Origin of the sequence: Ornithinimicrobium cavernae (assembly GCF_003121625.1) — a bacterium.
Lineage (GTDB): Bacteria > Actinomycetota > Actinomycetes > Actinomycetales > Dermatophilaceae > Ornithinicoccus > Ornithinicoccus cavernae.
The window spans coordinates 239,981-263,801 of sequence record NZ_QDDJ01000002.1 but is presented as its reverse complement, the minus strand read 5'-3'; the positions used below and the strand labels follow the sequence as shown (position 1 = coordinate 263,801).

Annotated in this window: 18 protein-coding genes; 11 read left to right on the top strand and 7 right to left on the bottom strand. The window is 70.8% G+C overall.

The genetic code is table 11. From position 1 onward, the window contains the following. Positions 1–202 precede the first annotated feature (202 nt). From uvrA to DA085_RS02965, 10 genes are all read left to right on the top strand, one after another. A complete protein-coding gene (uvrA, locus tag DA085_RS03010; protein WP_237565270.1) occupies positions 203–3,145 on the top strand; it encodes an excinuclease ABC subunit UvrA in 2,943 nt (980 codons plus the stop codon). A gap of 3 nt (positions 3,146–3,148) precedes the next feature. Next, positions 3,149–5,083 (top strand): excinuclease ABC subunit UvrC, encoded by a 1,935-nt coding sequence (gene uvrC, locus DA085_RS03005; protein ID WP_109471445.1) that lies wholly within the window; start codon positions 3,149–3,151, stop codon positions 5,081–5,083. 11 nt (positions 5,084–5,094) lie between these two features. Continuing rightward, the gene (gene rapZ / locus DA085_RS03000; protein ID WP_109471444.1) at positions 5,095–6,066 is read left to right on the top strand and encodes an RNase adapter RapZ; all 972 of its coding nucleotides are present in this window, start codon (positions 5,095–5,097) and stop codon (positions 6,064–6,066) included. After that, a complete protein-coding gene (locus DA085_RS02995; RefSeq protein WP_109471443.1) occupies positions 6,063–7,010 on the top strand; it encodes a gluconeogenesis factor YvcK family protein in 948 nt (315 codons plus the stop codon). Before rapZ ends, DA085_RS02995 begins: the two co-directional genes overlap by 4 nt. 40 nt (positions 7,011–7,050) lie before the next feature. After that, complete coding sequence (gene whiA / locus DA085_RS02990; RefSeq protein ID WP_109471442.1) at positions 7,051–8,031, top strand: DNA-binding protein WhiA; 981 nt, start codon at positions 7,051–7,053, stop codon at positions 8,029–8,031. Between the two features lie 122 nt (positions 8,032–8,153). Continuing rightward, positions 8,154–9,158, top strand: coding sequence for a type I glyceraldehyde-3-phosphate dehydrogenase (gap, locus tag DA085_RS02985; protein ID WP_109471441.1), 1,005 nt, complete (start codon positions 8,154–8,156; stop codon positions 9,156–9,158). A gap of 11 nt (positions 9,159–9,169) precedes the next feature. Then, positions 9,170–10,375, top strand: coding sequence for a phosphoglycerate kinase (locus DA085_RS02980; RefSeq protein WP_109471440.1), 1,206 nt, complete (start codon positions 9,170–9,172; stop codon positions 10,373–10,375). Further along, positions 10,375–11,166, top strand: coding sequence for a triose-phosphate isomerase (tpiA, locus tag DA085_RS02975; RefSeq protein WP_109471439.1), 792 nt, complete (start codon positions 10,375–10,377; stop codon positions 11,164–11,166). Before DA085_RS02980 ends, tpiA begins: the two co-directional genes overlap by 1 nt. Positions 11,167–11,281: 115 nt before the next feature. Further along, on the top strand, positions 11,282–11,524 hold the full coding sequence (gene secG, locus DA085_RS02970) for a preprotein translocase subunit SecG (RefSeq protein WP_109471438.1): 243 nt from the start codon (positions 11,282–11,284) through the stop codon (positions 11,522–11,524). A gap of 140 nt (positions 11,525–11,664) precedes the next feature. Further along, positions 11,665–12,021 (top strand): RNA polymerase-binding protein RbpA, encoded by a 357-nt coding sequence (locus DA085_RS02965; RefSeq protein WP_109471437.1) that lies wholly within the window; start codon positions 11,665–11,667, stop codon positions 12,019–12,021. A 117-nt stretch (positions 12,022–12,138) separates the two neighbouring features. Here DA085_RS02965 and pgl read toward each other — a convergent pair whose 3' ends face one another. The 5 genes from pgl to tkt are packed head-to-tail and all read right to left on the bottom strand — an operon-like array spanning position 12,139 to position 20,501. Further along, positions 12,139–13,968: a 6-phosphogluconolactonase gene (pgl, locus tag DA085_RS02960; protein WP_109471436.1), complete on the bottom strand. Its 1,830-nt coding sequence runs from the start codon at positions 13,966–13,968 to the stop codon at positions 12,139–12,141. Beyond that, complete coding sequence (gene zwf, locus DA085_RS02955; protein ID WP_109471435.1) at positions 13,965–15,509, bottom strand: glucose-6-phosphate dehydrogenase; 1,545 nt, start codon at positions 15,507–15,509, stop codon at positions 13,965–13,967. The genes pgl and zwf overlap by 4 nt, the downstream gene beginning before the upstream one ends. Beyond that, positions 15,506–17,134, bottom strand: coding sequence for a glucose-6-phosphate isomerase (locus tag DA085_RS02950; RefSeq protein ID WP_109471434.1), 1,629 nt, complete (start codon positions 17,132–17,134; stop codon positions 15,506–15,508). The genes zwf and DA085_RS02950 overlap by 4 nt, the downstream gene beginning before the upstream one ends. Further along, entirely contained in the window at positions 17,131–18,276 is a 1,146-nt protein-coding gene (tal, locus tag DA085_RS02945; protein ID WP_109471534.1) for a transaldolase, read from the bottom strand. The genes DA085_RS02950 and tal overlap by 4 nt, the downstream gene beginning before the upstream one ends. A 5-nt stretch (positions 18,277–18,281) precedes the next feature. After that, a complete protein-coding gene (gene tkt, locus DA085_RS02940; protein ID WP_109471433.1) occupies positions 18,282–20,501 on the bottom strand; it encodes a transketolase in 2,220 nt (739 codons plus the stop codon). A 244-nt stretch (positions 20,502–20,745) separates the two neighbouring features. On the opposite strand from tkt, the gene DA085_RS02935 reads away from it, so the two are divergent. Then, positions 20,746–21,696 carry a heme o synthase gene (locus DA085_RS02935; protein WP_109471432.1) on the top strand — a complete coding sequence of 317 codons (951 nt, stop codon included), beginning with the start codon at positions 20,746–20,748 and terminating at the stop codon, positions 21,694–21,696. 39 nt (positions 21,697–21,735) lie between these two features. On the opposite strand, the gene DA085_RS02930 is transcribed toward DA085_RS02935, so the two are convergent. Both DA085_RS02930 and DA085_RS02925 read right to left on the bottom strand, forming a co-directional pair. Next, positions 21,736–22,773: an NAD-dependent epimerase/dehydratase family protein gene (locus DA085_RS02930; RefSeq protein WP_109471431.1), complete on the bottom strand. Its 1,038-nt coding sequence runs from the start codon at positions 22,771–22,773 to the stop codon at positions 21,736–21,738. 42 nt (positions 22,774–22,815) lie between these two features. Continuing rightward, positions 22,816–23,742, bottom strand: a complete 927-nt coding sequence (locus tag DA085_RS02925; RefSeq protein WP_237565269.1) for a COX15/CtaA family protein — start codon at positions 23,740–23,742, stop codon at positions 22,816–22,818. Positions 23,743–23,821: the final 79 nt, after the last annotated feature.

Here is a 23,821-nt window from a genome sequence, read left to right as displayed (position 1 = left end):
GGGACACCGTCGGCCCGGTGGGGCGCAGCGCCCCGGGGTCCGGGATCTGCTGCGGTGACTGTAGACGCTGCGGTCCGGCACCGGAAGGAACCGTGCTGCGTGTCACATAACTATGCAGTCCGCAGTATAACTTGTCATTCGGCCGTGCGGAGGCCCTCTCGCGACGTGGGTACTGTCAGTGGCAGGACCTACCATCGAGAGCGTGCCATCCACGACTCCCGCCACCTCCCTCACGCCCCGTCATGACCAGCTGGTCGTGCGGGGCGCCCGCGAGCACAACCTCAAGGACGTCTCGGTCGAGATCCCACGCGACTCGCTGGTGGTCTTCACCGGGCTGAGTGGCTCGGGCAAGTCCTCCCTCGCCTTCGACACGATCTTCGCGGAGGGTCAGCGGCGCTACGTCGAGTCCCTGTCGGCCTATGCCCGCCAGTTCCTGGGGCAGATGGACAAGCCGGACGTCGACTTCATCGAGGGACTGTCCCCGGCGGTCTCGATCGACCAGAAGTCCACCAACCGCAACCCCCGCTCGACCGTCGGCACCATCACCGAGGTCTATGACTACCTGCGCCTGCTCTACGCGCGGATCGGCCACCCGCACTGCCCGGTCTGTGGCGAGGCGATCGCCCGGCAGACCCCGCAGCAGATCGTGGACAAGCTCCTCGAGCTGCCCGAGGGCACCCGCTTCCAGGTGCTGGCCCCGGTCGTGCGCTCGCGCAAGGGCGAGTATGTCGAGCTGTTCAGCGAGCTACAGGGCAAGGGTTTCTCGAGGGTCCGCGTGGACGGTGAGGTGGCGTCCCTGAGCGAGCCGCCCACCCTGGAGAAGCAGAAGAAGCACTTCATCGACGTGGTCGTCGACCGGCTGGTGGCCAAGGGTGAGGACCGCAAGGCCAAGCAGCGGCTGACGGACTCGGTCGAGACCGCGCTGGGCCTGGCGGGCGGGCTCGTCCTCATCGAGTTCGTCGACATCCCGGACGACGACCCGGAGGGACGGCCCCGCGAGCGGCGCTTCTCCGAGCGGATGGCCTGCCCCAACGACCACCCGCTGGCCATCGACGAGATCGAGCCCCGCTCGTTCTCCTTCAACAGCCCGTTCGGCGCCTGCCCGTCGTGCACGGGCATCGGTGTGGAGCTGGAGGTGGACCCCGAGCTGGTCATCCGCGACGAGGACGCCTCGATCCTGGACGGCGCCATCACCCCCTGGTCGACGGCGCACGGCATCAGCGACTACTTCGTCCGGGTCCTCGGTGGGCTCGGCGAGGACCTCAAGTTCGACCTGACCACTCCGTGGCGCGCCCTGCCGGGACGGGCGAGGGACGCCATCCTGCACGGCTACAAGCACAAGGTCCACGTGCGCTACCGCAACCGCTTCGGGCGGGAGCGGGCCTACAGCACGGGCTTCGAGGGCGTCATCCCCTACGTCAAGCGCAAGCACGCCGAGACCGACTCCGACACCAGCCGCGAGCGCTACGAGTCCTACATGCGGGAGGTGCCCTGCCCGGTCTGCCGGGGCAGCCGGCTGAAGCCCGAGATCCTGGCGGTCACCGTGGGTGGCCGGAACATCTCCGAGGTGTGCGCGCTGCCCATCGACCAGTGCGCGGACTTCCTGCGGACGGTGGACTTCACCGAGCGGGAGGCACACATCGCCGAGCGGGTGATGGTGGAGGTGCAGTCCCGGCTCGGCTTCCTGCTCGACGTCGGACTCGACTACATCTCCCTGGACCGACCCGCCGGGACCCTGTCGGGCGGTGAGGCGCAGCGCATCCGCCTCGCGACGCAGATCGGCTCGGGTCTGGTGGGGGTGCTCTACGTCCTGGACGAGCCCTCCATCGGGTTGCACCAGCGGGACAACCACCGGCTGATCGAGACCCTCACCCGGCTCCGGGACCTCGGCAACACCCTCATCGTCGTCGAGCACGACGAGGACACGATCGAGGCGGCTGACTGGGTGGTCGACATCGGGCCCGGAGCGGGCGAGCACGGTGGTCAGGTCGTGCACTCCGGGTCGGTGCGGGAGCTCATGGAGCACGACACGTCGGTGACCGGCGCCTACCTCTCGGGGCGGCGGGAGATCGGTCTGCCCGCGAAGCGGCGGAGTCAGGACGGCCGCTACGTCAAGGTCGTCGGTGCCCACGAGCACAACCTGCAGGGGATCGATGTCGCCTTCCCGCTGGGCAACCTGGTGGCGGTCACCGGCGTCTCGGGGTCCGGCAAGTCCACCCTGGTCAACGACATCCTCTACAAGGTCATGGCCAACCGGCTCAACGGGGCCCGGCAGGTGCCCGGGCGGCACAAGCGGGTCGAGGGCCTGGAGTCCCTGGACAAGGTCGTCCACGTGGACCAGGGGCCGATCGGCCGGACCCCGCGGAGCAACCCGGCGACCTACACCGGGGTGTTCGACAACATCCGCAAGCTCTTTGCCGAGACCACCGAGGCCAAGGTGCGGGGCTACCTGCCCGGGCGCTTCTCCTTCAACGTCAAGGGCGGTCGGTGCGAGGCGTGCTCCGGTGACGGCACGCTCAAGATCGAGATGAACTTCCTGCCGGACGTCTATGTGCCGTGCGAGGTGTGCCACGGCGCGCGCTACAACCGGGAGACGCTCGAGGTGCACTTCAAGGGGCGGACGATCTCCGACGTGCTCGACATGCCGATCGAGGAGGCGGCCGACTTCTTCGCCGCCGTCCCGGCGATCTCGCGGCACCTGAGGACCCTCGTCGAGGTGGGGCTGGGCTATGTCCGGCTCGGGCAGCCGGCACCGACCCTCTCCGGCGGCGAGGCGCAGCGCGTCAAGCTCGCCGCCGAGCTGCAGAAGCGCTCGACCGGGCGCACCGTCTACGTCCTGGACGAGCCGACGACCGGACTCCACTTCGAGGACATCAGCAAGCTCCTGGGCGTGCTCCAGGGCCTCGTCGACAAGGGCAACACGGTCCTGGTCATCGAGCACAACCTCGACGTCATCAAGAGCGCCGACTGGGTCGTGGACCTGGGCCCCGAGGGCGGTCGCGGCGGGGGCGCGGTGGTCGCCCAGGGCACCCCGGAGAAGGTCGCGGCCGACCCGGCCAGCCACACCGGCCGGTTCCTGGCACCGCTGCTCGAGCGCGGCCGCGGCGCCCGGCAACCCTCCCGCGCCCGAGGGCGGTCCGCCTGACCCATGGCAGATCCCTCCACCTACCGCCCTCGCCCCGGGGAGATCCCGACGGAGCCGGGTGTCTACCGGTTCCGGGACCAGCACGGTCGGGTCATCTACGTCGGCAAGGCGATCTCCCTCCGGTCGCGCCTCAGCTCCTACTTCCAGGACCTGGCGGCCCTGCACCCGCGCACACGCTCCATGGTCCAGACCGGAGCGTCGGTCGAGTGGACGGTCGTCCGCAACGAGGTCGAGGCGCTGCAGCTCGAGTACGCCTGGATCAAGGAGTACGACCCGCGCTTCAACGTCAAGTACCGCGACGACAAGTCCTACCCCTACCTGGCCGTGACCATGGGGGAGGAGTACCCCCGGGCCCAGGTGATGCGTGGCGCGAAGAAGCCAGGCACCCGGTACTTCGGGCCGTACGCGCACGCGTGGGCGATCCGCGAGACCCTCGATCAGCTGCTGCGCGTGTTCCCGATGCGTACCTGCAGCAAGGGGGTGTTCAAGCGGGCCAGCCAGGTGGGACGGCCGTGCCTCCTCGGCTATATCGACAAGTGCTCGGCACCCTGTGTCGACCGGGTGTCCGCGGAGGAGCACCGGGAGATCGCCGAGGACTTCTGCGACTTCATGGCCGGCAACACGGGACGCTTCGTCAAGGACCTCGAGCAACGCATGCGCGCAGCGAGCAAGGAGCTGGACTTCGAGACCGCCGCGCGTCTGCGTGACGACATCGTCGCCCTGCAGCGGGCCCTGGAGAAGTCGGCCGTCGTGCTCCCGGATGCCACCGACGCCGATGTGTTCGCGCTCGCCGACGACGAGCTGGAGGTCGCCTTCCAGGTCTTCCACGTGCGGGGCGGGCGGGTGCGCGGCCAGCGCGGATGGGTCAGCGAGAAGGGCGCCGAGGACCTCGCCGAGATCGTCGAGCACCTGCTGCAGCAGGTCTACGGCGGCGAGTCCCCCGAGGGCGTCCCCCGGGAGGTTCTGGTGCCCGTGGAGCCGCCGGCGCGGGCCAGCGTCGAGGAGTGGCTCAGCGGGCTGCGCGGCGCCCGGGTGCAGGTGCGCGTGCCGCAGCGTGGGGACAAGCGGGCGCTCCTGGAGACCGTCGCCCGCAACGCGCAGCAGTCACTGGCGCGCCACAAGGTGGCCCGCTCGGGCGACCTGACCGCCCGGAGCCAGGCGCTCCAGGAGCTGCAGGACGTCCTCGAGCTCGATGAGGCACCGCTGCGGATCGAGTCCTTCGACATCAGCCACGTGCAGGGCACCGACGTCGTCGGCTCGATGGTCGTCTTCGAGGACGGTCTGCCGCGCAAGAGCGAGTACCGCCGCTTCATCGTCCGGCACGGCACGTCCGACGACACCGCCGCGATGCACGAGGTGCTCACCCGACGGTTCCGGCACCTGTTGAACGCACCTGCCGCCGAGGACGAGGGCCAGCCGGTCACGCCGGACGGTCGGCCCGCGCGGTTCGCGTACCCACCCAATCTGGTGGTGGTGGACGGAGGCCTCCCGCAGGTCAACGCGGCAGCGGCCGCGCTGAGCGAGGTGGGCATCAATGACGTGTCGGTGATCGGCCTGGCCAAGCGGCTGGAGGAGATCTGGGTGCCTGCGCAGGAGTATCCCGTCATCCTGCCCCGCACGAGCGAGGGACTCTATCTCCTGCAGCGCGTGCGCGACGAGGCCCATCGGTTCGCCAACACCTTCCACCGGCAGCGACGCTCCAAGTCGATGGTCTCCAGCAGGCTGGACGGCATCCCCGGCCTGGGCCCGGCGCGGCAGAAGGCACTGCTCCGTGCCTTCGGCTCGGTGAAACGCATCGAGCAGGCCTCGATCGAGGACCTCGCAGGGGTGCCCGGTATCGGTCCGGGCCTGGCGGCCACGGTGCACGAGAGGTTGACGGGCGAGGCGACCGAACGGGCTCCGGGCGTTAACCTGGCCACCGGTGAAGTTCTGGACTGAGGGAGAGCTCAATGACCGATGTCGACGCGGATGCGGCGTCCCGCACCACCGCTCCGTCCGGCCCCCTGGGCGGGCCCGCGGTCCGCGCCGGGGAGGACCCGGGCAGCGACGGGAGCCGCCGCCGTGCGCGGGAGCTGGTGCTGCTGACCGGGATGAGCGGCGCCGGACGTTCGACGGCGGCCAATGTGCTGGAGGACCGCGGGTGGTACGTCGTGGACAACCTCCCGCCGAAGATGCTCGTCGACCTCGTCGAGGTCGTCTCCGGTGGCGTCCGGCCGCAGAAGGTCGCGGCCGTCATCGATGTCCGCAGCAGGGACTTCACCACTGAGCTGAGCAAGGGCGTCGCGGCGCTGCGCGACAAGGGCTACCGTCCTCGCACGATCTTCGTGGACGCGACGGACGAGGCGCTCGTCCGTCGCTTTGAGAGCGTTCGCCGCCCCCACCCCCTGCAGGGCGACGGTCTGCTCCTGGACGGCATCCACAAGGAGCGCCGGATGCTCGGCGACATCCGCTCCGGGGCCGATGTCGTCATCGACACGACGGGTTACAACGTGCACCAGCTCGGACTGGCTGTCGACGAGCTGCTGAACACCGACGTGACGGTCCGGCTCCGGATGGCCGTGCTCTCCTTCGGTTTCAAGTACGGCATCCCGCTGGACGCCGACATCGTGCTGGACCTGCGCTTCCTCGTCAACCCCTACTGGCAGCCCGAGCTGCGGGCCTACACCGGTCGGGACCCGCAGGTCCGGGACTTCGTGCTCGGGCAGCAGGGCGTGGACGCCTACCTCGACGCGGTCACCAGCATGCTGAGCATCGCGATCGACGGCTACCTCAGCGAGGGGCGCCGCTATGTCACGGTCGCGGTCGGCTGCACCGGTGGCAAGCACCGGTCCGTCGCTGTCACGGAGGAGCTGGTCAGGCGGCTCGAGGGGCGCGCCGGGGTCGCGATCACGACCTTCCATCGCGACCTGGGGCGCGAGTGAGCGCCCCCCGCGTCGTCGCCCTGGGCGGCGGACACGGGCTGGCCGCCTCCCTGCAGTCCCTCCGGCACCTGACGGAGGAGATCACCGCCGTCGTGACCGTCGCGGACGATGGTGGCTCGAGCGGCCGGTTGCGCGACGAGTTCGGCATCCTCCCGCCCGGCGACCTGCGCATGGCCCTGGCCGCCCTCTGTGAGGACACGGCGTGGGGGCACCAGTGGACGGCCGTGCTCCAGCACCGCCTGGGCGGCAACGGCGAGCTGGCCGGACACGCCCTGGGCAACCTGCTCATCATGGGTCTGTGGGAGCTGCTCGACAGCCCGGTCCGCGGCCTGGACCTGGTGGGTCGGCTGCTCAACACCCGCGGGCGCGTCCTACCCATGTGCGAGGTCCCGCTGGAGATCGAGGCCACGGTCGTCGGGGCCGATCCCGCTGCTCCGGACGAGATCACTGTGGTCAAGGGGCAGTCGCGCGTCGCCAAGACCCCCGGCCGGGTGGTGAGCGTGCGGATCCTGCCGGACGAGCCGCCGGCGTCGCGACCGGCCATCGAGGCCATCAAGCTCGCCGACTGGGTGATCCTCGGCCCCGGCTCCTGGTTCACCTCGGTCATGCCGCACCTGCTCGTCCCAGAGCTCCAGGAGGCCCTGGTGGGCACCCCGGCGCGGAAGATCCTGACTCTCAACGTGGGACTCGACGACGACGAGACCCAGGGGTTCTCTCCGGCCGAGCACGTGGAGGTGCTCTCGGCCCACGCCCCGGACCTCACCGTCGACTACGTGATCGCTGACCCAGCGGTCGTGCGCAGCGAGGAGCGTGCCCTGCGCGAGGTCGCGCAGGGCATCGGGGCTGAGCTCGTCGTGACACCAGTGCGTAAGATGCGGAGACCGCGGGAACACGACACCCTGCGGCTTGCCGCGGCCTACCGGGACGTGATCTTCGGTGGCTGAACCGGCACGACGGACGACCCGGACCTCAAAGGGGGGCACCATGGCGATGACAGCCCGGGTGAAGGACGAGCTGAGCAGACTGCCCGTCACCAAGACCTGCTGCAAGAAGGCGGAGGTCTCGACGATGCTGCGGTTCGCCGGTGGCCTCCACATCATCGGCGGACGCATCGTGATCGAGGCCGAGGTCGACACGGCTCAGGTGGCGCGGCGGCTGCGCGCCTTCATGGCCGAGGTCTACGGCTCGAGCAGCGAGATGGTCGTGATGGGACCCGGCGGCCTCCGCAAGGGCACGCGCTATGTGGTCCGCGCCACCTCCGACGGGGAGTCCCTGGCCCGCCAGACCGGTCTGATCGACCACCGTGGTCGACCTGTCCGCGGGCTCCCGCCGCGCATCGTCGGGGCCTCGGTCTGTGACGCCGAGGCCGCCTGGCGCGGGGCGTTCCTGGCGCACGGCTCCATCACCGAGCCCGGCCGATCGTCCGCGATGGAGGTCACCTGCCCGGGCCCGGAGGCTGCCCTGGCGCTCGTGGGGGCCGGCCGTCGGATGGGCATCAGCGCCAAGGCACGTGAGGTCCGCGGGGTCGACCGGGTGGTGCTGCGTGACGGCGACGCCATCGGGGCGATGCTCACCCGGTTGGGTGCCCACGAAGCGGTCCTGGCGTGGGAGGAGCGTCGCATGCGCCGAGAGGTGCGCGCGACCGCGAACCGGCTGGCCAACTTCGACGACGCCAACCTGCGGCGTTCGGCCAGGGCGGCCGTGGCGGCGGGTGCCCGCGTGGAGCGGGCCCTGGAGATCCTTGGTGAGGAGGCACCGGACCACCTGCGCGTGGCCGGGCTGCTGCGGGTCGAGCACAAGCAGGCCTCGCTCGAGGAGCTCGGCCAGCTGGCGGACCCGCCGATGACCAAGGACGCGGTCGCCGGCCGGATCCGGCGCCTGCTCGCGATGGCGGACAAGCGCGCCGAGGACCTGGGCATCGACGGCACCGAGGCGGGACTGACCGCCGAGATGCTGGAGGACTGAGGGTTCCCTGGCCCTCCGGGCCGGTTGCCCGTGCAGGACCCCCATCCCATAGGTTGGGGGGAGACGATTTCCACCGTTCACGAGCCTGCACAGGTGCAGGATGAGATTGGGAGGCTGGTCACGTGACCGTTCGCGTAGGCATCAATGGCTTTGGCCGCATCGGCCGCAACTTCGCTCGCGCGGTCATCGCGTCGGGTGCGGACGTCGAGATCGTCGGCGTCAACGACCTGACGGACAACGCGACCCTGGCGCACCTGCTGAAGTACGACTCGATCCTGGGCCGGCTGGGTGTCGAGGTCTCCTCCTCCGACGAGGCCATCACCGTGGACGGCAAGGCCATCCGTGCCTTCGCCGAGAAGGACCCGGCCGCCCTGCCGTGGGGAGACCTGGGCGCGGACATCGTCATCGAGTCCACGGGCATCTTCACCGATGCCACCAAGGCAAAGGCGCACATCGACGGCGGGGCCAAGAAGGTCATCATCTCGGCGCCCGGCAAGAACGAGGACTTCACCGTGGTCCTGGGGGTCAACGACGGTGACTACGACCCGGCGAACCACCACATCATCTCCAACGCGTCCTGCACCACGAACTGTCTCGGCCCGATGGCCAAGGTGATGCACGAGGAGTTCGGCATCGTCAAGGGCCTGATGACCACCATCCACGCCTACACCGCGGACCAGAACCTGCAGGACGGCCCGCACAAGGACCTGCGGCGCGCCCGCGCGGCAGCGCTCAACATCGTGCCGACCAGCACCGGTGCGGCCAAGGCCATCGGCCTGGTCCTGCCCGAGCTCCAGGGCAAGCTCGACGGCTTCGCCCTCCGCGTCCCGACCCCGACCGGCTCGGCCACCGACCTCACCTTCGAGGCCAGCCGCGAGGTCACGGTCGAGGAGGTCAACGCCGCGGTGCGCAGCCACGCCGAGGGCGACCTGAAGGGCATCCTGCGCTACACGGAGGACCCGATCGTGTCCAAGGACATCGAGGGCGACCCCGCGTCCTGCATCTTTGACGCCGGGCTGACCCGCGTGATCGGCAACCAGGTCAAGGTCGTCGGCTGGTACGACAACGAGTGGGGCTACTCCAGCCGGTTGGTGGACCTGACCGTGCTGGTCGGCAGCTCCCTCTGAGCCGCGACACCGTGAAGACGATCGCCGACCTCGGTGACCTCAGGGGTCGCCGGGTCCTGGTCCGCAGCGACCTCAACGTGCCGCTTGACGATGCGGGTGCCATCACCGACGACGGGCGCGTCCGCGCCTCCGTCCCGACCCTGCAGGAGCTCTCCTCGCAGGGGGCGCGTGTCATCGTCTGTGCGCACCTGGGCCGCCCCAAGGGCAAGCCCGACCAGAAGTACTCCCTGCAGCCGGTGGCCACCCGGCTGGCGGAGCTGCTCGGACAGCCGGTCGCCTTCGCCACCGACACGGTGGGGGAGTCCGCGCGTGCAGCGGTCGGGGCCCTGGAGGACGGTCAGGTGCTCCTGCTGGAGAACCTGCGCTTCAACGCCGGCGAGACCGCCCCGACGGCTGAGGAGCGCCGCGAGTTCGCCGAGCAGCTTGCCGGCCTCGCGGACGCCTTCGTCAGCGACGGCTTCGGTGTGGTCCACCGGGAGCAGGCGAGCGTCTTCGACATCGCCCGTCTCCTGCCCGCCGCGGCCGGCGGCCTGGTGCGGACCGAGGTGGAGGTGATGAAGCGGCTGACCGAGGATCCCGCGCGGCCCTACGCCGTGGTCCTCGGTGGCGCGAAGGTGAGCGACAAGCTGGGCGTCATCGACAACCTGCTGGCCAAGGCGGATCGTCTGCTCATCGGTGGGGGCATGGTGTTCACCTTCCTCCGGGCTCAGGGCCACGAGGTGGGCCGGAGCCTGCTCGAGGAGGACCAGGTCGAGGCCGTCCGGGGTTATCTGCGGACCGCCGAGGAGACCGGTGTCGAGATCGTGCTGCCGACCGACATCGTCGCCGCCACCGAGTTCTCGGCGGAGGCGGACCACGACGTGGTGCCTGCCGACGAGATCCCGCCAGACCGGCTGGGCCTGGATATCGGTCCGGACTCAGCCCGGCTCTTCGCCGAGAAGCTCGCCGACGCACGGACCGTCTTCTGGAACGGCCCGATGGGTGCCTTCGAGATGGAGCCGTATGCCGCAGGGACCCGGGCGGTGGCCCGGGCACTGGTCGACATCACCGCGGCCCACGACGCCCTGACGGTCGTGGGGGGCGGGGACAGTGCGGCTGCGGTGCGCCAGTTCGGCCACTCGGACGACGAGTTCGGACACATCTCCACCGGAGGTGGGGCCTCGTTGGAGTTCCTGGAGGGCGCTACCCTCCCCGGACTGGAAGTGCTGGAGGACTGATGGCGACACGGATCCCGCTGATGGCGGGCAACTGGAAGATGAACCTGGACCACCTCCAGGCCACCCACCTGGTGCAGAAGCTCGACTGGAGCCTGCGCGACGCCAAGCACGACTTCGCAGCCGTCGAGGTCGTCGTGCTGCCGCCGTTCACCGACCTGCGGTCGGTGCAGACCCTCGTGCAGGGTGACCGGCTGGAGCTGTCCTATGGTGCCCAGGACCTGTCGCAGCACGACGCCGGCGCCTACACCGGTGAGATCTCCGGTGCTTTCCTCGCGAAGCTGGGTTGCACGTATGTCGTCGTCGGTCACAGCGAACGTCGTCAGCTGCACGGAGAGACCGACGACGTCGTCGCGGCCAAGGTGCGGGCCGCGCTGAAGCACGAGCTGGTGCCGATCGTGTGCGTGGGTGAGCCGCTGGAGGTCCGTCAGGCGGGAGAGCAGGTGCCTCACGTGCTGGCCCAGGTCGATGCCGCACTGCAGGGGCTGGATGCAGCCACCGTCAAGAACCTGGTCGTCGCCTACGAGCCGGTCTGGGCGATCGGCACGGGCGAGGTGGCCACCCCTGCAGACGCCCAGGAGGTCTGTGCGGCGATCCGCACCCGGATCGCGGAGCTGACCACCGGTGACACGGCCGATGCGGTCCGGATCCTCTACGGCGGGTCGGTCAAGCCCGGCAACGTGGCCTCGATCATGGCGGAGGAGGACGTGGACGGTGCGCTCGTCGGAGGGGCCTCGATCAGCGTCGACGACTTCGCCAGCATCTGCCGTTACCAGCAGCACGTGGGTGGCTGACGCGCCCGAGACCCTCTGCGGGTCCGAGCCCCTCGGGGCCCTACGCGTGAGTTACCCTGGTACCTGCTCCTGAACCCGGGCCGACCTGGCCCGACCCGACGTGAGGTGTGCGCTAGTGGACGTGGTCCGGATCTTCCTTGATGTGCTGCTCGTGCTGAGCAGCGCGTTCCTGGTGCTGCTGATCCTGATGCACAAGGGCCGCGGTGGTGGCCTGTCCGACATGTTCGGCGGCGGGATGTCCAGCAGCCTGGGCGGGTCGACCGTGGCCGAGCGCAACCTGACGCGGATCACCATCGCCGTGTCGGTCATCTGGTTCGCCTCGATCGTCGGCATCGGCCTCCTGATCCGTTTCGCCTGACCCGACCCCAGCGCGTGGGCGTCGCACGATGCGGCACCCAGGACACGCTGCCACGATCACCGACCCACTAGTGACCCGCGGTGCGACCGCGGGTTACATTGCTCCCTCAGGTTCCGTGCAGAGCAGCAGGAGGTCCAACGGTGGTCGGGACGAATTCGATCAGGGGTAGCCGCGTGGGTTCGGGGCCGATGGGAGAGGCCGAACGAGGAGAGTCGGCCCCCCGGATCCAACTGTCCTACTGGTGCGGCAAAGGCCACGAGACCCGGCCGAGCTTTGCTGCCGAGGGCGTTGAGGAGGCTCCGGAGTTCTGGGACTGTCCCCGGTGTGGGCTCCCGGCGGGTCAGGACAAGGACAACCCGCCCGAGCCGCCGAGGAACGAGCCCTACAAGACGCACCTGGCCTATGTGAAGGAACGGCGCTCCGACAAGGCCGGCGCCGACCTGCTGGACGAGGCACTCAGCGCCCTGCGGGAGCGGCGCGGGACCACCGACACCTAGGACGGCCCGGGACCTCCGCCCCTAGGACGGGTGGGACCTCCGCCCCTAGGACGGGTGGGACCTCCGCCCCTAGGACGGGCGGGACCTCCGCCCCTAGGACGGGCGGGACCTCCGCCCCTAGGACTCCCCGGCCGCGGCGTCGTCGAGCCACCAGGTCGTCTCCCGGGTGCCGCGCACCCAGGAGGCCGGGAGGTGCGGGTCGTCGTGCGCCTCTCGCGCTGCCGCCACCGCCGCGGTCTTGTCGGCACCGGCGACGACGAACCACACCCGCTCCGCCCGGCAGATGGCAGGCACAGTGAGTGAGAGCCGCAGGGGCGGTGGTTTCGGGGAACCGGTGATGGGGACGGCGACCTGGTCGGTCACACTCAGCTCGTCCCGGTCCGGGAACAGCGACGCCACGTGCGCGTCGGGACCGACCCCGAGCAGCACCACGTCGAAACGTGGTGAGTGCTCACCCTCCGGGCTGTGAGCAGCCAGCTCGCTCGCCCAGAGCGCTGCGGCCTCCGGCAGCTCGCTCTCGGACTCACCCGCCGGGGCCGGGTGGATGTTCTCGGCCGGCACGGGGAGGCGGTCGAGCCCGGCGTCGCGGGCCTGCTGGTCGTTGCGGTCCTCGTGACCCTCGGGGACGAACCGCTCATCGCCCCACCACAGGTGCACCTTGCCCCACGTCGTCCGTGGCAGTCTGCGGGCCGCGAGCGCGGTGACCACGCGCGCCCCCATCGAACCGCCGGTGAGCGCGAGGTGGGCGACGCCGCGCAGGGCGACGGCGTCCTTGACCGCCGACGCGACCGCGGCAGCGACCTCTCGTGCGAGGGTCTCGGGATCGGGCGACTGGCGCACCTCTCCGGACGAGACCTGCTCGAGCTCCTCGTCGACCCGCTGCCGGAGCTCGTCGGCGGGTGGGGCCGCCTCCTCCGGTGTGCGCTGCCGCAGAGCTCGCGAGGTCATCGACGGTGCGGAGGCAGGCTGCACCTCAGCCGGACCACTGGGCACCTCGCCGGCCCGGGCGGCTCGTGCGGCGCTCTTGGCCCTGCGTGAGACACGCGGGAGGCCCTCGGTGAGCGCGGCTGCGTAGATCTCGTCGGCGTCGAGCCGACGGAGCTCGGCCGCCAGGCACTCGGCGGCCTCGGGGATGCTGAGGGCCACCTCACGGACGGGGCGTCCCGGCTGGGACAGGGTCGACAGTCCCTCCTGCGCCCGGACCAGGTCGATCGGCCCGTCCGCCCGCTCCATCCGGACACTCACGATGCCCGTGCCATCAGCACTGCTGACCCGCTGCACAGGAATATCCAGGGCGTGCGCGAGCCAGCCCGCGATCAGGTCGGCGCTCGGTTCCCCGGCCTCGGCCACCACGGCGGCGGACTGCACCTCCTGGTAGGGAGCCTCGTCCAGGGCCGCCGCCAGCAGACCGCGCCACCGCGTGATCCGGGTCCACGCCAGGTCGGTGTCGCCGGGCGCGTAGTGCTTGGCGCGGCGCTTGAGCTGCGTGGCCGGTCGGGCGCAGCCCCCCGCGTCGGTGATGCGCCGTCGGGCGATGGCGCCGAGCGCGCTCGTCGCCACGTCGGCGGGCGGCTCGCCGGGCCACCACGCGACGATGGGGGAGTCCGGCAGGAGCAGCGGTGTCACCACGGAGGCCCCGTGGTCGGCCATCTCGCCGAAGAGACGCAGGATCACGATCTCGCTCGCTCCGGCGTCCCCGCCGACGCGGATCTGGGCGTCCAGCCGACTCGCCCCGCGGCGGTTCGCGCGCACGACCGCAAGGATCCGGGCCGGGTGCTGTCGCGTCGCGTCGTTGGCGACCTCCAGGGCCGCGTCCGCCTGCTCCTCGTCCGTGACCAGCAGCAGGGTGAGCACGCGCCCCATCGCCATGGCGCCGACGGCGTGACGCAGGGCCACCAGCCGCTTGCTGATTTCGGTGGTTGTGGTGCTGGGCAGGTCGACGATCACGGTAGTCTCCACTCGCGCCCGTCCCGGCGCATCAACTCGTCAGCGGACGCGGGACCCCACGTGCCCGCGAGATAGGTGCCCGGCACGACCCGGTGCTTCTCCCAGTGCTCGATGACGGGGTCGAGGATCTTCCAGGAGAGCTCCACCTCCTCGTGCCGGGGGAACAGCGGAGGGTCACCCAGGAGAACGTCCAGGATGAGCCGTTCGTAGGCCTCGGGACTGGACTCGGTGAAGGAGGCGCCGTAGCCGAAGTCCATGGTGACGTCCCGGACCTCCATCTGGCTGCCGGGCACCTTCGACCCGAACCGCATGGTGATCCCCTCGTCGGGCTGCACCCGGATGACGATCGCGTTCTGTCCGAGCTCCTCGGTGGCGGTGCTGCTGAACGGCAGGTGCGGTGCCCTCTTGAACACGACAGCGATCTCGGTGACGCGCTTGCCGAGCCGCTTGCCGGCACGCAGGTAGAAGGGGACCCCCGCCCAGCGGCGCGTGTCCACCTCGAGCTTGATCGCGGCATACGTCTCGGTGAGGGAGTCGGCACCGACGCCGTCCTCCTCCAGGTAGCCCCGGACGAGCTCACTGCCCTGCCAGCCCGCGGCATACTGCCCCCGGGAGGTCGCCGTCGCCAGGTCCTCGGGGAGCCGTGCGGAGGCGAGCACCTTGAGCTTCTCGCTGCGCACCGCCCGGGCGGTGAAGTCGATCGGCTCCTCCATCGCGGTGAGGGCCAGCAGCTGGAGCAGATGGTTCTGGATGACGTCCTTGGCGGCCCCCACGGTGTCGTAGTAGCCCGCCCGACCGCCGATGCCGATGTCCTCGGCCATGGTGATCTGCACGTGGTCGACGTAGTTGCTGTTCCAGATCGGCTCGAACATCTGGTTTGCGAAGCGGAGGGCCAGCAGGTTCTGCACCGTCTCCTTGCCGAGGTAGTGGTCGATCCGGAAGACCGAGTCCGGCGGGAAGACGTCCTCGACGATCCGGTTGAGCTCCTGCGCGCTGGCCAGGTCGTGCCCGAACGGTTTCTCGATGACCACCCGTCGCCAGCTGCCCGGGATGGGGTCACTCAGCCCCGAGACACGCAGCTGCTCACAGACCGTGGCGAAGAAGTCCGGTGGGATCGACAGGTAGAACGCGTGGTTGCCACCCGTACCGCGCTCCTCGTCGAGCTCGCGCACCGTGTTGGCCAGCACCCGGAAGGCGTCCGGGTCGTCGAAGTTGCCGGGCACGAAGCGGAAGCCCTCCGCCAGGCTGCGCCAGACGTCCTCCCGGAACGGCGTCCTGGCGTGCGCCCGGACGGAGTCGTGGACGATCCGACCGAAGTCCTGGTGCCGCCAGTCGCGTCGGGCGAAGCCGACCAGTGAGAACCCCGCCGGGAGCAGTCCCCGGTTGGCGAGGTCATAGATGGCCGGCATGAGCTTCTTGCGGGCCAGGTCACCGGTCACACCGAACATGACCATGCTGCACGGCCCCGCGATCCGGGGCAGACGCTTGTCGTCGGGGTGCCGCAGCGGGTTGCCCCCCGAGGTGACCTCGACGGGACTCACCGGCGACCCAGCACGTCGCGAAGCTGCGACAACCCCACAGCCTGGTCGGTCAGGTGAAGCCGCAGGACCGGACGCCCCGCGTCCGCCAGCACCTGGGCGTCACCGGCCGCCTGGGCCGCGATGAAGCTGCCGAGGGTGAACTCCTTGCCGGGAACAGGCACGTCCTCGAGGGGCGATCCGGTCACCTGCAGGTAGACACCCACCGGTGGTCCGCCCTTGTGGAACTGACCGGTGGAGTGCAGGAACCGCGGGCCCCAGCCAAAGGTGACCGGCCGGCCGGTCCGCGCCTCGAGGGCCCCACGGACCGACTCGAGGTCCGCATGGGCGAGTCGGTCGAGGTAGACCATCACCGCGAGGTAGCCCCTCTCCGGGTCCAGGGTCGCCAGGAGGGAGTCCACCGCCGCGTCGACGGAGCCGGAGGAGCCCGGGTCCAGGGCGTCCCCGGACGTGCGCACCTCGATCGCGCCGTCGGTGGCCAGGGCCGGCTCGGCGCTGTCGGACGGGTTCTCCATGAGCGCCCTGGCGGCGTTCTTGGCTCTCTCCACGTCGGGCTGGTCGAACGGGTTGATGCCCAGGAGCCGCCCGGCGACAGCCGTGGCCACCTCCCACAGCAACAGCTGGGCGCCGAGGGTCCCGGAGACGTTGACCTGGGAGGGCACGGCGTCACTGGTCGCCGGCTCGTCATCGTCGGCCGTGAGCGCGACCACACTGGCGTCGGAGGCGGTGGCCACCTGCTCGGAGGCCTCCCCGCTGCCGACGACGACGGGCAGCAGACCGGTGCCCTCCTTGCCGGTGCTCTCGGCGATGAGCTGCTCGGCCCAGTCCGCGAAGCCCACGATCGGGGTGCCGCGGTCGGTGAGGATGAGCTTGTCGCGCAACGGCTCGGTGCCGCCCAGGGCCGCCCCGAGACGCAGGCCAGGGTTGGCGGCGTCGTCCTCCGCCAGGAGATCGGCCACCTCCTCGGCCTCGTCGAGCAGCGCGCCGACGTCCACCCCGGCCAGTCCCGAGGGCACCAGACCGAAGGCGGTCAGGGCGGAGTAGCGGCCGCCCACGTCGGGGTCGGCGTTGACCACGCGGTAGCCGTCCGCGCGTGCCTGGGTGTCCATCGCGCTGCCGGGGTCGGTCACGATGACCACCCGCTCGGTCGGGTCGATCCCGGCGTCCTGGAAGGCCTGGATGAAGATGCGCCGCTGGGAGTCGGTCTCGACGGTCGAGCCGGACTTGGACGAGACCACCACGGCGGTGCTGGCGAGGTCCTCCGCCACGCAGGCCCGGACCATGTCCGGGTCGGAGGAGTCGACGACGACGAGCTCCACGCCCGCGGTCGCACAGATCACCTCCGGCGCCAGTGACGAGCCACCCATCCCGCACAGTGCGATGCGGCGCACACCGCGCGTCCTGAGCTCCTCGCGCAGCGCCGCGATCTCACCGACGAGGGGACGGGAGGTGCGGTGCAGCCCCGTCCAGGCCAGGCGGATCGCCGCCTCGGACTCGGCCGCGGGTCCCCACAGGGTCGCGTCCTGGGCGAACAGGCGCGAGGCGAACCGCTCCTCGACGAGCGTGGGCAGATGGGCCTCGACGGCGTCGGCCGCGGCGCCGAGCGCCTCGACGGACAGTGAGCTCACCGGCTCTCGCCACCCAGCCGGTCGAGCTCGGCCTGGACGGTCTCCAGCAGCTCGTTCCACGACGCGACGAACTTGTCGACACCCTCGGTCTCGAGCGTCTCGACGACCTGTGAGTAGCTGACACCGACCGCCTCGAGGTCGTCCAGCACCTGCTGGGAGTCGGCGTAGGTGCCGGTGATGGTGTCGCCCGTGATCTGTCCGTGGTCCGCGGCGGCCTCCATCGTGGCGTGCGGCATCGTGTTGACGGTGTTGGCAGCGACCAGGCCATCGACATACATCGTGTCGGGGTAGTCCGGGTTCTTCACGCCCGTCGAGGCCCACAGCGGGCGCTGGGCGTGGGCGCCGTCGTCCGCGAGGTTCTCCCACCGCGGCGTGGAGAAGACCTCCTCGTAGGCCTGGTAGGCGAGTCGGGCGTTGGCCAGGCCCGCCTTGCCGCGGAGCGCGAGCGCCTCGTCGGTGCCGATGGCATCCAGCTGCTTGTCGATCTCGCTGTCCACGCGGGAGACGAAGAACGAGGCGACCGAGTGGATCGTCGACAGGTCCTTGCCGGCCTCGCGGGCCTGCTCGATGCCCGTGAGGAACGCGTTCATCACGCCGCGGTAGCGGTCCAGCGAGAAGATCAGAGTCACGTTGACGCTGATGCCGTCGGCCAGCACCTGGCTGATCGCCGGGAGGCCCTCGACGGTGGCGGGGATCTTGATGAAGAGGTTGGGACGATCCACGGCGGCCCACAGCCTGCGGGCCACCTCGACGGTGCCCTCGGTGTTGTCCTCCAGCCGCGGGTCGACCTCGATGGAGACCCTACCGTCCACCCCGTTGGTGGCGTCGTAGACCGGCCGCAGCACGTCGCACGCGTTGCGGACGTCCTCGGTGGTCAGCTCGAAGACCGCGGTGTCGACGTCGGCGCCGGCCGCAGCCAGCTCCGTCACCTGCGCGGTGTAGGCCTCGCCGTCGGAGAGGGCGTTGGCGAAGATCGTCGGGTTGGTGGTCACACCCACCACGTGGCGGGTGTCGATGAGCTGCTGGAGCTCACCCTCGGTGAGCATGGCGCGGTTGAGGTCGTCCAACCAGATGGAGACACCTGCCGCGGACAGGTCGGCGAGCGGGCTCCCGCTGGTCTGGGTGGTGGTCGTCTCGGTCATGGTGCTCACTTCTCCTGGGTGGATGAGGGGACGTCGCCGAGGGTGGGCTCGCCCTGGGCCGGCTCAGCTGGGGTGGTGTGGCCAGGGGCGTCGCCGCTGACGGCGGCGAGGGACTCCTGTGCCGCGGTCGCGACGGCCTCGGCAGTGAGGCCGAACTCGCGGTAGAGCGTCTCGTAGTCGGCCGAGGCGCCGAAGTGGTCGATGCTCACGATCCGGCCGGCGTCGCCGACCAGCTCGCGCCACCCCTGGGCGACGCCTGCCTCCACGCTCACCCGCGCGCGCACCGACGGCGGCAGCACCTCGTCGCGGTAGGCCTGGTCCTGGCCGTCGAACCACTCGCGGCACGGCATGGACACGACGCGGGCAGCGATGCCGCGCTCCGCCAGCTGCTCACGGGCCTGCACGGCCAGCTGAACCTCCGAGCCGGTGCCGATGAGGATCACATCCGGTTCGCCGCCCTCGGCGTCGACCAGGACGTAGGCACCCCGAGCGGTCAGGTCCGCCGACGCGAACTGGGTGCGGTCGAACGTCGGCACGTTCTGCCGGGTCAGGGCGAGGGCCATCGGGTGGTCATGGACCTGCAGCGCCGTGCGCCAGGCCACCGCCGTCTCGTTGGCGTCGGCCGGGCGGATCACGTCCAGACCCGGGATGGCGCGCAGGGCGGCGAGGTGCTCGATGGGCTGGTGGGTGGGTCCGTCCTCACCCAGGCCGATCGAGTCGTGCGTCCAGACGTAGATGACGGGGACCTGCTGGATCGAGGCGAGCCGGACAGCCGGGCGCATGTAGTCGGAGAAGACCAGGAAGGTGCCGCCGTAGGGGCGGGTCAGCCCCTCGAGGGCGATCCCCGAGAGGATCATCCCCATGCCGTTCTCCCGGATGCCGAAGTGCAGCGTCCGGCCGTAGCGGTTGCCGGAGAACATCTCCGTCGACCTGCCCTCGGGGACGAAGCTGGGCTCACCCTTCATGGTGGTGTTGTTGGAGCCGGCCAGGTCGGCCGAGCCGCCCCACAGCTCCGGCATCACCGGCGCGAGGGCGTTGAGCACCTCACCCGACGCGGCGCGGGTCGCCTTGCCCTTGGGATCGGCCTCGAAGACCGGGAAGGCCTCGGCGAAGCCCTCCGGCGTCTCCTTCGCCAGGAGGCGGTCGAGCAGGGCCGCCCGGTCGGCGTTGGCCTCCCGCCAGGCGGAGTAGGCGGTGTCCCAGTCGCGGTGCGCCTGCTGCCCGCGCTCGACGACCCGGCGGGCGTGCGCGAGCACGTCCTCGTCGTCCGGGAAGTGCAGCTCGGGGTCGAACCCGAGCAGCCTCTTGGTCTCGGCGACCTCCTCGGCGCCCAGGGCAGAGCCGTGGGAGGCGCCGGTGTCACGCTTGGTGGGGGCCGGCCACGCGATGATCGTGCGCAACAGGACCAGAGTGGGCCGGTCGGAGTCCCTGCTCCGCTGCAACGCGGCATACAGCTCGTCGACGTTCTCCGTGTAGGACCCGCCTTCCCGCCAGTCCACGGTCTCCGTGTGCCAGCCGTAGGACGCGTAGCGCGCCGCGACGTCCTCGGAGAAGGAGATGTCGGTGTCGTCCTCGATGGAGATGAAGTTCTGGTCGTAGATGACCGTGAGGTTGCCCAGCTCCTGGTGGCCGGCGAAGGACGACGCCTCGGAGGCGACGCCCTCCATGATGTCGCCGTCGGAGGCGATGACCCAGATGTGGTGGTCGAACGGCGAGGTGCCGGGCGCCGCGTCCGGGTCGAGCAGTCCCCGCTGGCGGCGCTGGGCGGCCGCCATGCCGACCGCCGTCGCCAGGCCGGAGCCCAGGGGGCCGGTCGTCAGCTCGACGCCGGTGGTGTGGTGCACCTCCGGGTGGCCGGGGGTCTTGCTGCCCCACGTGCGCAGCGCCTGCAGGTCCTCCATCTCCAGGCCGTAGCCGGAGAGGTACAGCTGGATGTACTGGGTCAGGCTCGAGTGCCCGGCCGAGAGGACGAAGCGGTCCCGCCCGAGCCAGTGGGGGTCGCTCGGGTCGTGCCGCATGACGTTCTGGTAGAGGAGGTACGCGAGCGGGGCCAGGCTCATCGCGGTGCCGGGGTGACCGTTACCGGTCTTCTGGACGGCGTCGGCCGCGAGGATGCGCGCGGTGTCGACCGCGCGCACGTCGAGATCGGTCCACCCGACCTCGGTCGCGACGGGCGCCGTGAGGCTCGCGTCCCGGCTGGTGGTGTCCTGGCTGGTCTCGGTCACGAGTCACTCCTCCGTGGTCGGCAGGGTGGTGCGGGGCGGCACCACAGTCACTGCCGACCTTAGTCGGCTCCACCCGCCGATGCACGGTCCGCCCGGCGGGCGGAAGGAGGCCGGGTGTGAGAGGCGCCACGGCACGCCGGTCCGGTGCCTGACCCGAGCGGGGCGGCGGCTACCATGAGACAGGGAAGCGGGCCCCACCACCGGTGCGCCCGGCATACTCTCGGCTGCTGTGACAAAGGACGACGTGACCACTCTCGACCGTGCGACGGGGACCACCCCTGCTGGCGTCGACCGCGGTTGGCGACAGGTGGTCGGCGACTACATCGCGCTGACCAAGCCCCGCATCATCGAACTGCTGCTCGTCACGACGTTCCCCGTGATGTTCCTCGCCGAGGGCGGGATCCCTTCCCTGTGGCTGATGATCGCCACCCTGGTCGGGGGCACGCTGGCGGCGGCGTCGGCCAACACGCTCAACTGCTACCTGGACCGCGACATCGACGCCCAGATGCACCGCACCGAGAACCGACCGCTGGTGACCGGTGTCATCACCCCCAGGGCGGCCCTCGTCTTCGGCACGGTGCTCGGAGTCATCTCCTTCGCCTGGCTGGGGCTGTTGGTCAACTGGCTGTCCGCCTGGCTCGGGCTGGGCGCGATCGTGCTCTACATCGGCTTCTACACCATCCTGCTCAAGCGCCGGACCAGCCAGAACATCGTCTGGGGCGGGGTCGCAGGCTGTATGCCGGTGCTCATCGGCTGGTCCGCCGTCACCAACTCGCTGGCCTGGCCGGCGCTGGTGCTGTTCATGGTCATCTTCTTCTGGACGCCTCCGCACTACTGGCCGCTGTCGATGCGGTTCAAGGACGACTACGCCGCGGCCGGCGTCCCGATGCTGCCGGTCGTCGCGCAGGACGTGGCCGTGGCGCGCAAGGTCGTCGGCTACTCCTGGCTCACCGTCGTCACGTCGCTGGCCCTGGTGCCGGTGGCGCCGATGGGCTGGATCTACACCGCGGTCGCGGTCCTGTCGGGTGCCGTGTTCCTCGTGGAGGCGCACCGGCTCCTGAGCCGGGCCCGGGCGGGGGAGACCGGCAGCCGTCTCGGCGCGATGCGGCTGTTCCACTTCTCCATCAGCTATCTGACCCTGCTGTTCCTCGGCGTGGCAGTCGACCCGCTGGTCTTCCTGGCTCTTCCCGTCTGACCCGCCCACGGCCGCCCGGACGGGTCCGGCCGTCGGTCGTCAGCGACCGAGCCAGGCGTCCTCGGCGGCATAGTCGACAGTGCCACCGTCGACCCAGTCCGGCACCTGCCACGTGCCTCCCCGCTCCCGGGCCACGGCGAGGAGCCACTCGACCTCCGCGCCGACCGTCTCCGCGAAGGTTGGAGCCTCGACCCCGAACGCGGCGAGCGCGCTGGTGTCCAGGACCATGTCCTTGCCCCACGGGAGGCTGCCGAGCCCGTCCGGGGCCTCGTCGGGCACCTCCACCTGTGGCAGGGCCCGACCGGCGGCCTCGAGGACGGCGCTGGCCAGCTCGCGGGCCGGGCGGGGAGGGACGTCGGCGACGTTCAGCACCCGGGTGCCCGGCAGCTCTGCGCAGCGCACCAGGGTGCGGGCGAGCACCTCCGCTGAGGTGGTGGACTCGACGGCGCCACCGCGGCGGACGGGCAGCCACTCCCTGCCGTCCAGGACACGTCGCACCAGTGCCCACTCGCGGGCCTGGCGTGCGCCGGGGCCGTGGATCTTGCTCGGCCGCAGGATGGTGACGCGCTCGCCCCGCTCGAGCAGGACCCGCTCGGACTCCGCCTTGTTCGCGCCGTAGCCCTCCGCGGAGCTGTGGGCCTGCCCGGCGTAGGTCATCGTCGGCCCCTCCTCACCCACTGGCCCGGTCCAGTGCGCCGGTTCGGGGGAGTTCAGGTGCCGACCGGTGGCATCCAGATAGACGGCCTTGGCTGACAGGTATGCCGTGGTGCCGCACCGTCGGGAGAGCGCGGCCAGGGCGGTGGCCTGGTCGGGCGTGTAGCCCTGCCCGTCCACCAGCAGGTCGACCCCGTCACCGACGGCCCGCTCGACGGCAGCCGGGTCGGTCCGGTCGACGAGGGCGAGAGTGACGGACCCGGCCACCGACGTGCCGAGGGCGGTCGGATCCGTGGCCCACCCGGCGGGGGCCCGGGCGGGGTCCCTCGCGGTGACCGTGACCTCCCCGCCGCGCTCGGCGAGGCGTTCGGCGGTGGTGCGCAGGACGCCGGTCCCGCCCAGGAGCAGCGCGGTGGGTGCCATGCGGGTCCTCCTGAGAGTCGGTTCGAGAGGAGTCGGTAGGCGTCAGGCCGGCAGGTGCTGCCGGTCCGGCTCGTGCTCCGTGCCCACCCGCTGTCGGTCCCAGAGGGTGAGCACACCGCCGGTCACCGCCACCGTCAGGGCGGCAGCGCCGAGCATGTGCACGAGGACCAGGATCTCGGGCAGCCCCGTGAGGTACTGCGTGTAGCCCACGAGCCCTTGGGCCAGGGAGATCAGCAGCACCGCGGACCACCAGCCGCGAGACCGTGACGCCCCGGAGACCAGGGTCGTGGCCACCAGCACGGCCACGACCAGCCCGACGAACAGCATCACCGCGTCCGCGTGCAGCCACGAGATGGTCCGCGGATCGAAACCGAAGCGGGCCGGCTCGTCGGCGTCACCCGAGTGCGGGCCCGACCCGGTGACGACCGTGCCGAGCACCAGCACCGCCACGAGGACGGCGGCGGTCGCCAGGGCGAGCTGTCGGACGAGCGCGGGCACCGCCGGGCTGCGCGGCCCGTCCGGCTCCCCTTCGCGCAGCAGCAGTGCGGTGCTGAGGGCGACCAGTGCCATGGAGACCAGGAAGTGGGTCATCACGGTCGTGGGGTGCAGCCCGGTGCGCACGGTGATGCCACCGAGAATGCCCTGGGACAGGGTCAGGGCCAGCACGCCGAGAGCCAGACCCCACATCGGCGTGCGCCGCCGGGCCCAGCGCCACACGGCAGCAACCGTGGCCAGGGCGGCGAGGCCGACGACCATGCTGAGGAGGCGGTTGCCGAACTCGATGAAGGGGTGGAAGGTGATGGCGTCGTGGAGCACCGGGGTGTAGGACCCCTCCTCGCACTGCGGCCAGGTCGGGCACCCCAGCCCGCTGCCGGTCAGGCGGACCAGGCCGCCGGTGACGACGATGAGCACCTGGAGGACCAGGTTGGTGAGCAGGATCCGGCGGAGCCAGGGGGAGGTCACGGGCACCCCCTCATCGTAGGTCGGCCGTCTGGGTGACTCTGCCGCGCGTGCGCCCGGTGGGTGTGGTTCTCGCGTGACCATGCGG

Bases quoted from the DNA above. Each gene is read 5' to 3' on its own strand.
- tpiA (WP_109471439.1), top strand. From the start codon at position 10,375: ATGGCGACACGGATCCCGCTGATGGCGGGCAACTGGAAGATGAACCTG.
- whiA (WP_109471442.1), top strand. From the start codon at position 7,051: ATGGCGATGACAGCCCGGGTGAAGGACGAGCTGAGCAGACTGCCCGTC.
- tal (WP_109471534.1), bottom strand. From the start codon at position 18,276: ATGACCGAGACGACCACCACCCAGACCAGCGGGAGCCCGCTCGCCGAC.
- DA085_RS02930 (WP_109471431.1), bottom strand. From the start codon at position 22,773: ATGGCACCCACCGCGCTGCTCCTGGGCGGGACCGGCGTCCTGCGCACC.
- rapZ (WP_109471444.1), top strand. From the start codon at position 5,095: ATGACCGATGTCGACGCGGATGCGGCGTCCCGCACCACCGCTCCGTCC.
- uvrC (WP_109471445.1), top strand. From the start codon at position 3,149: ATGGCAGATCCCTCCACCTACCGCCCTCGCCCCGGGGAGATCCCGACG.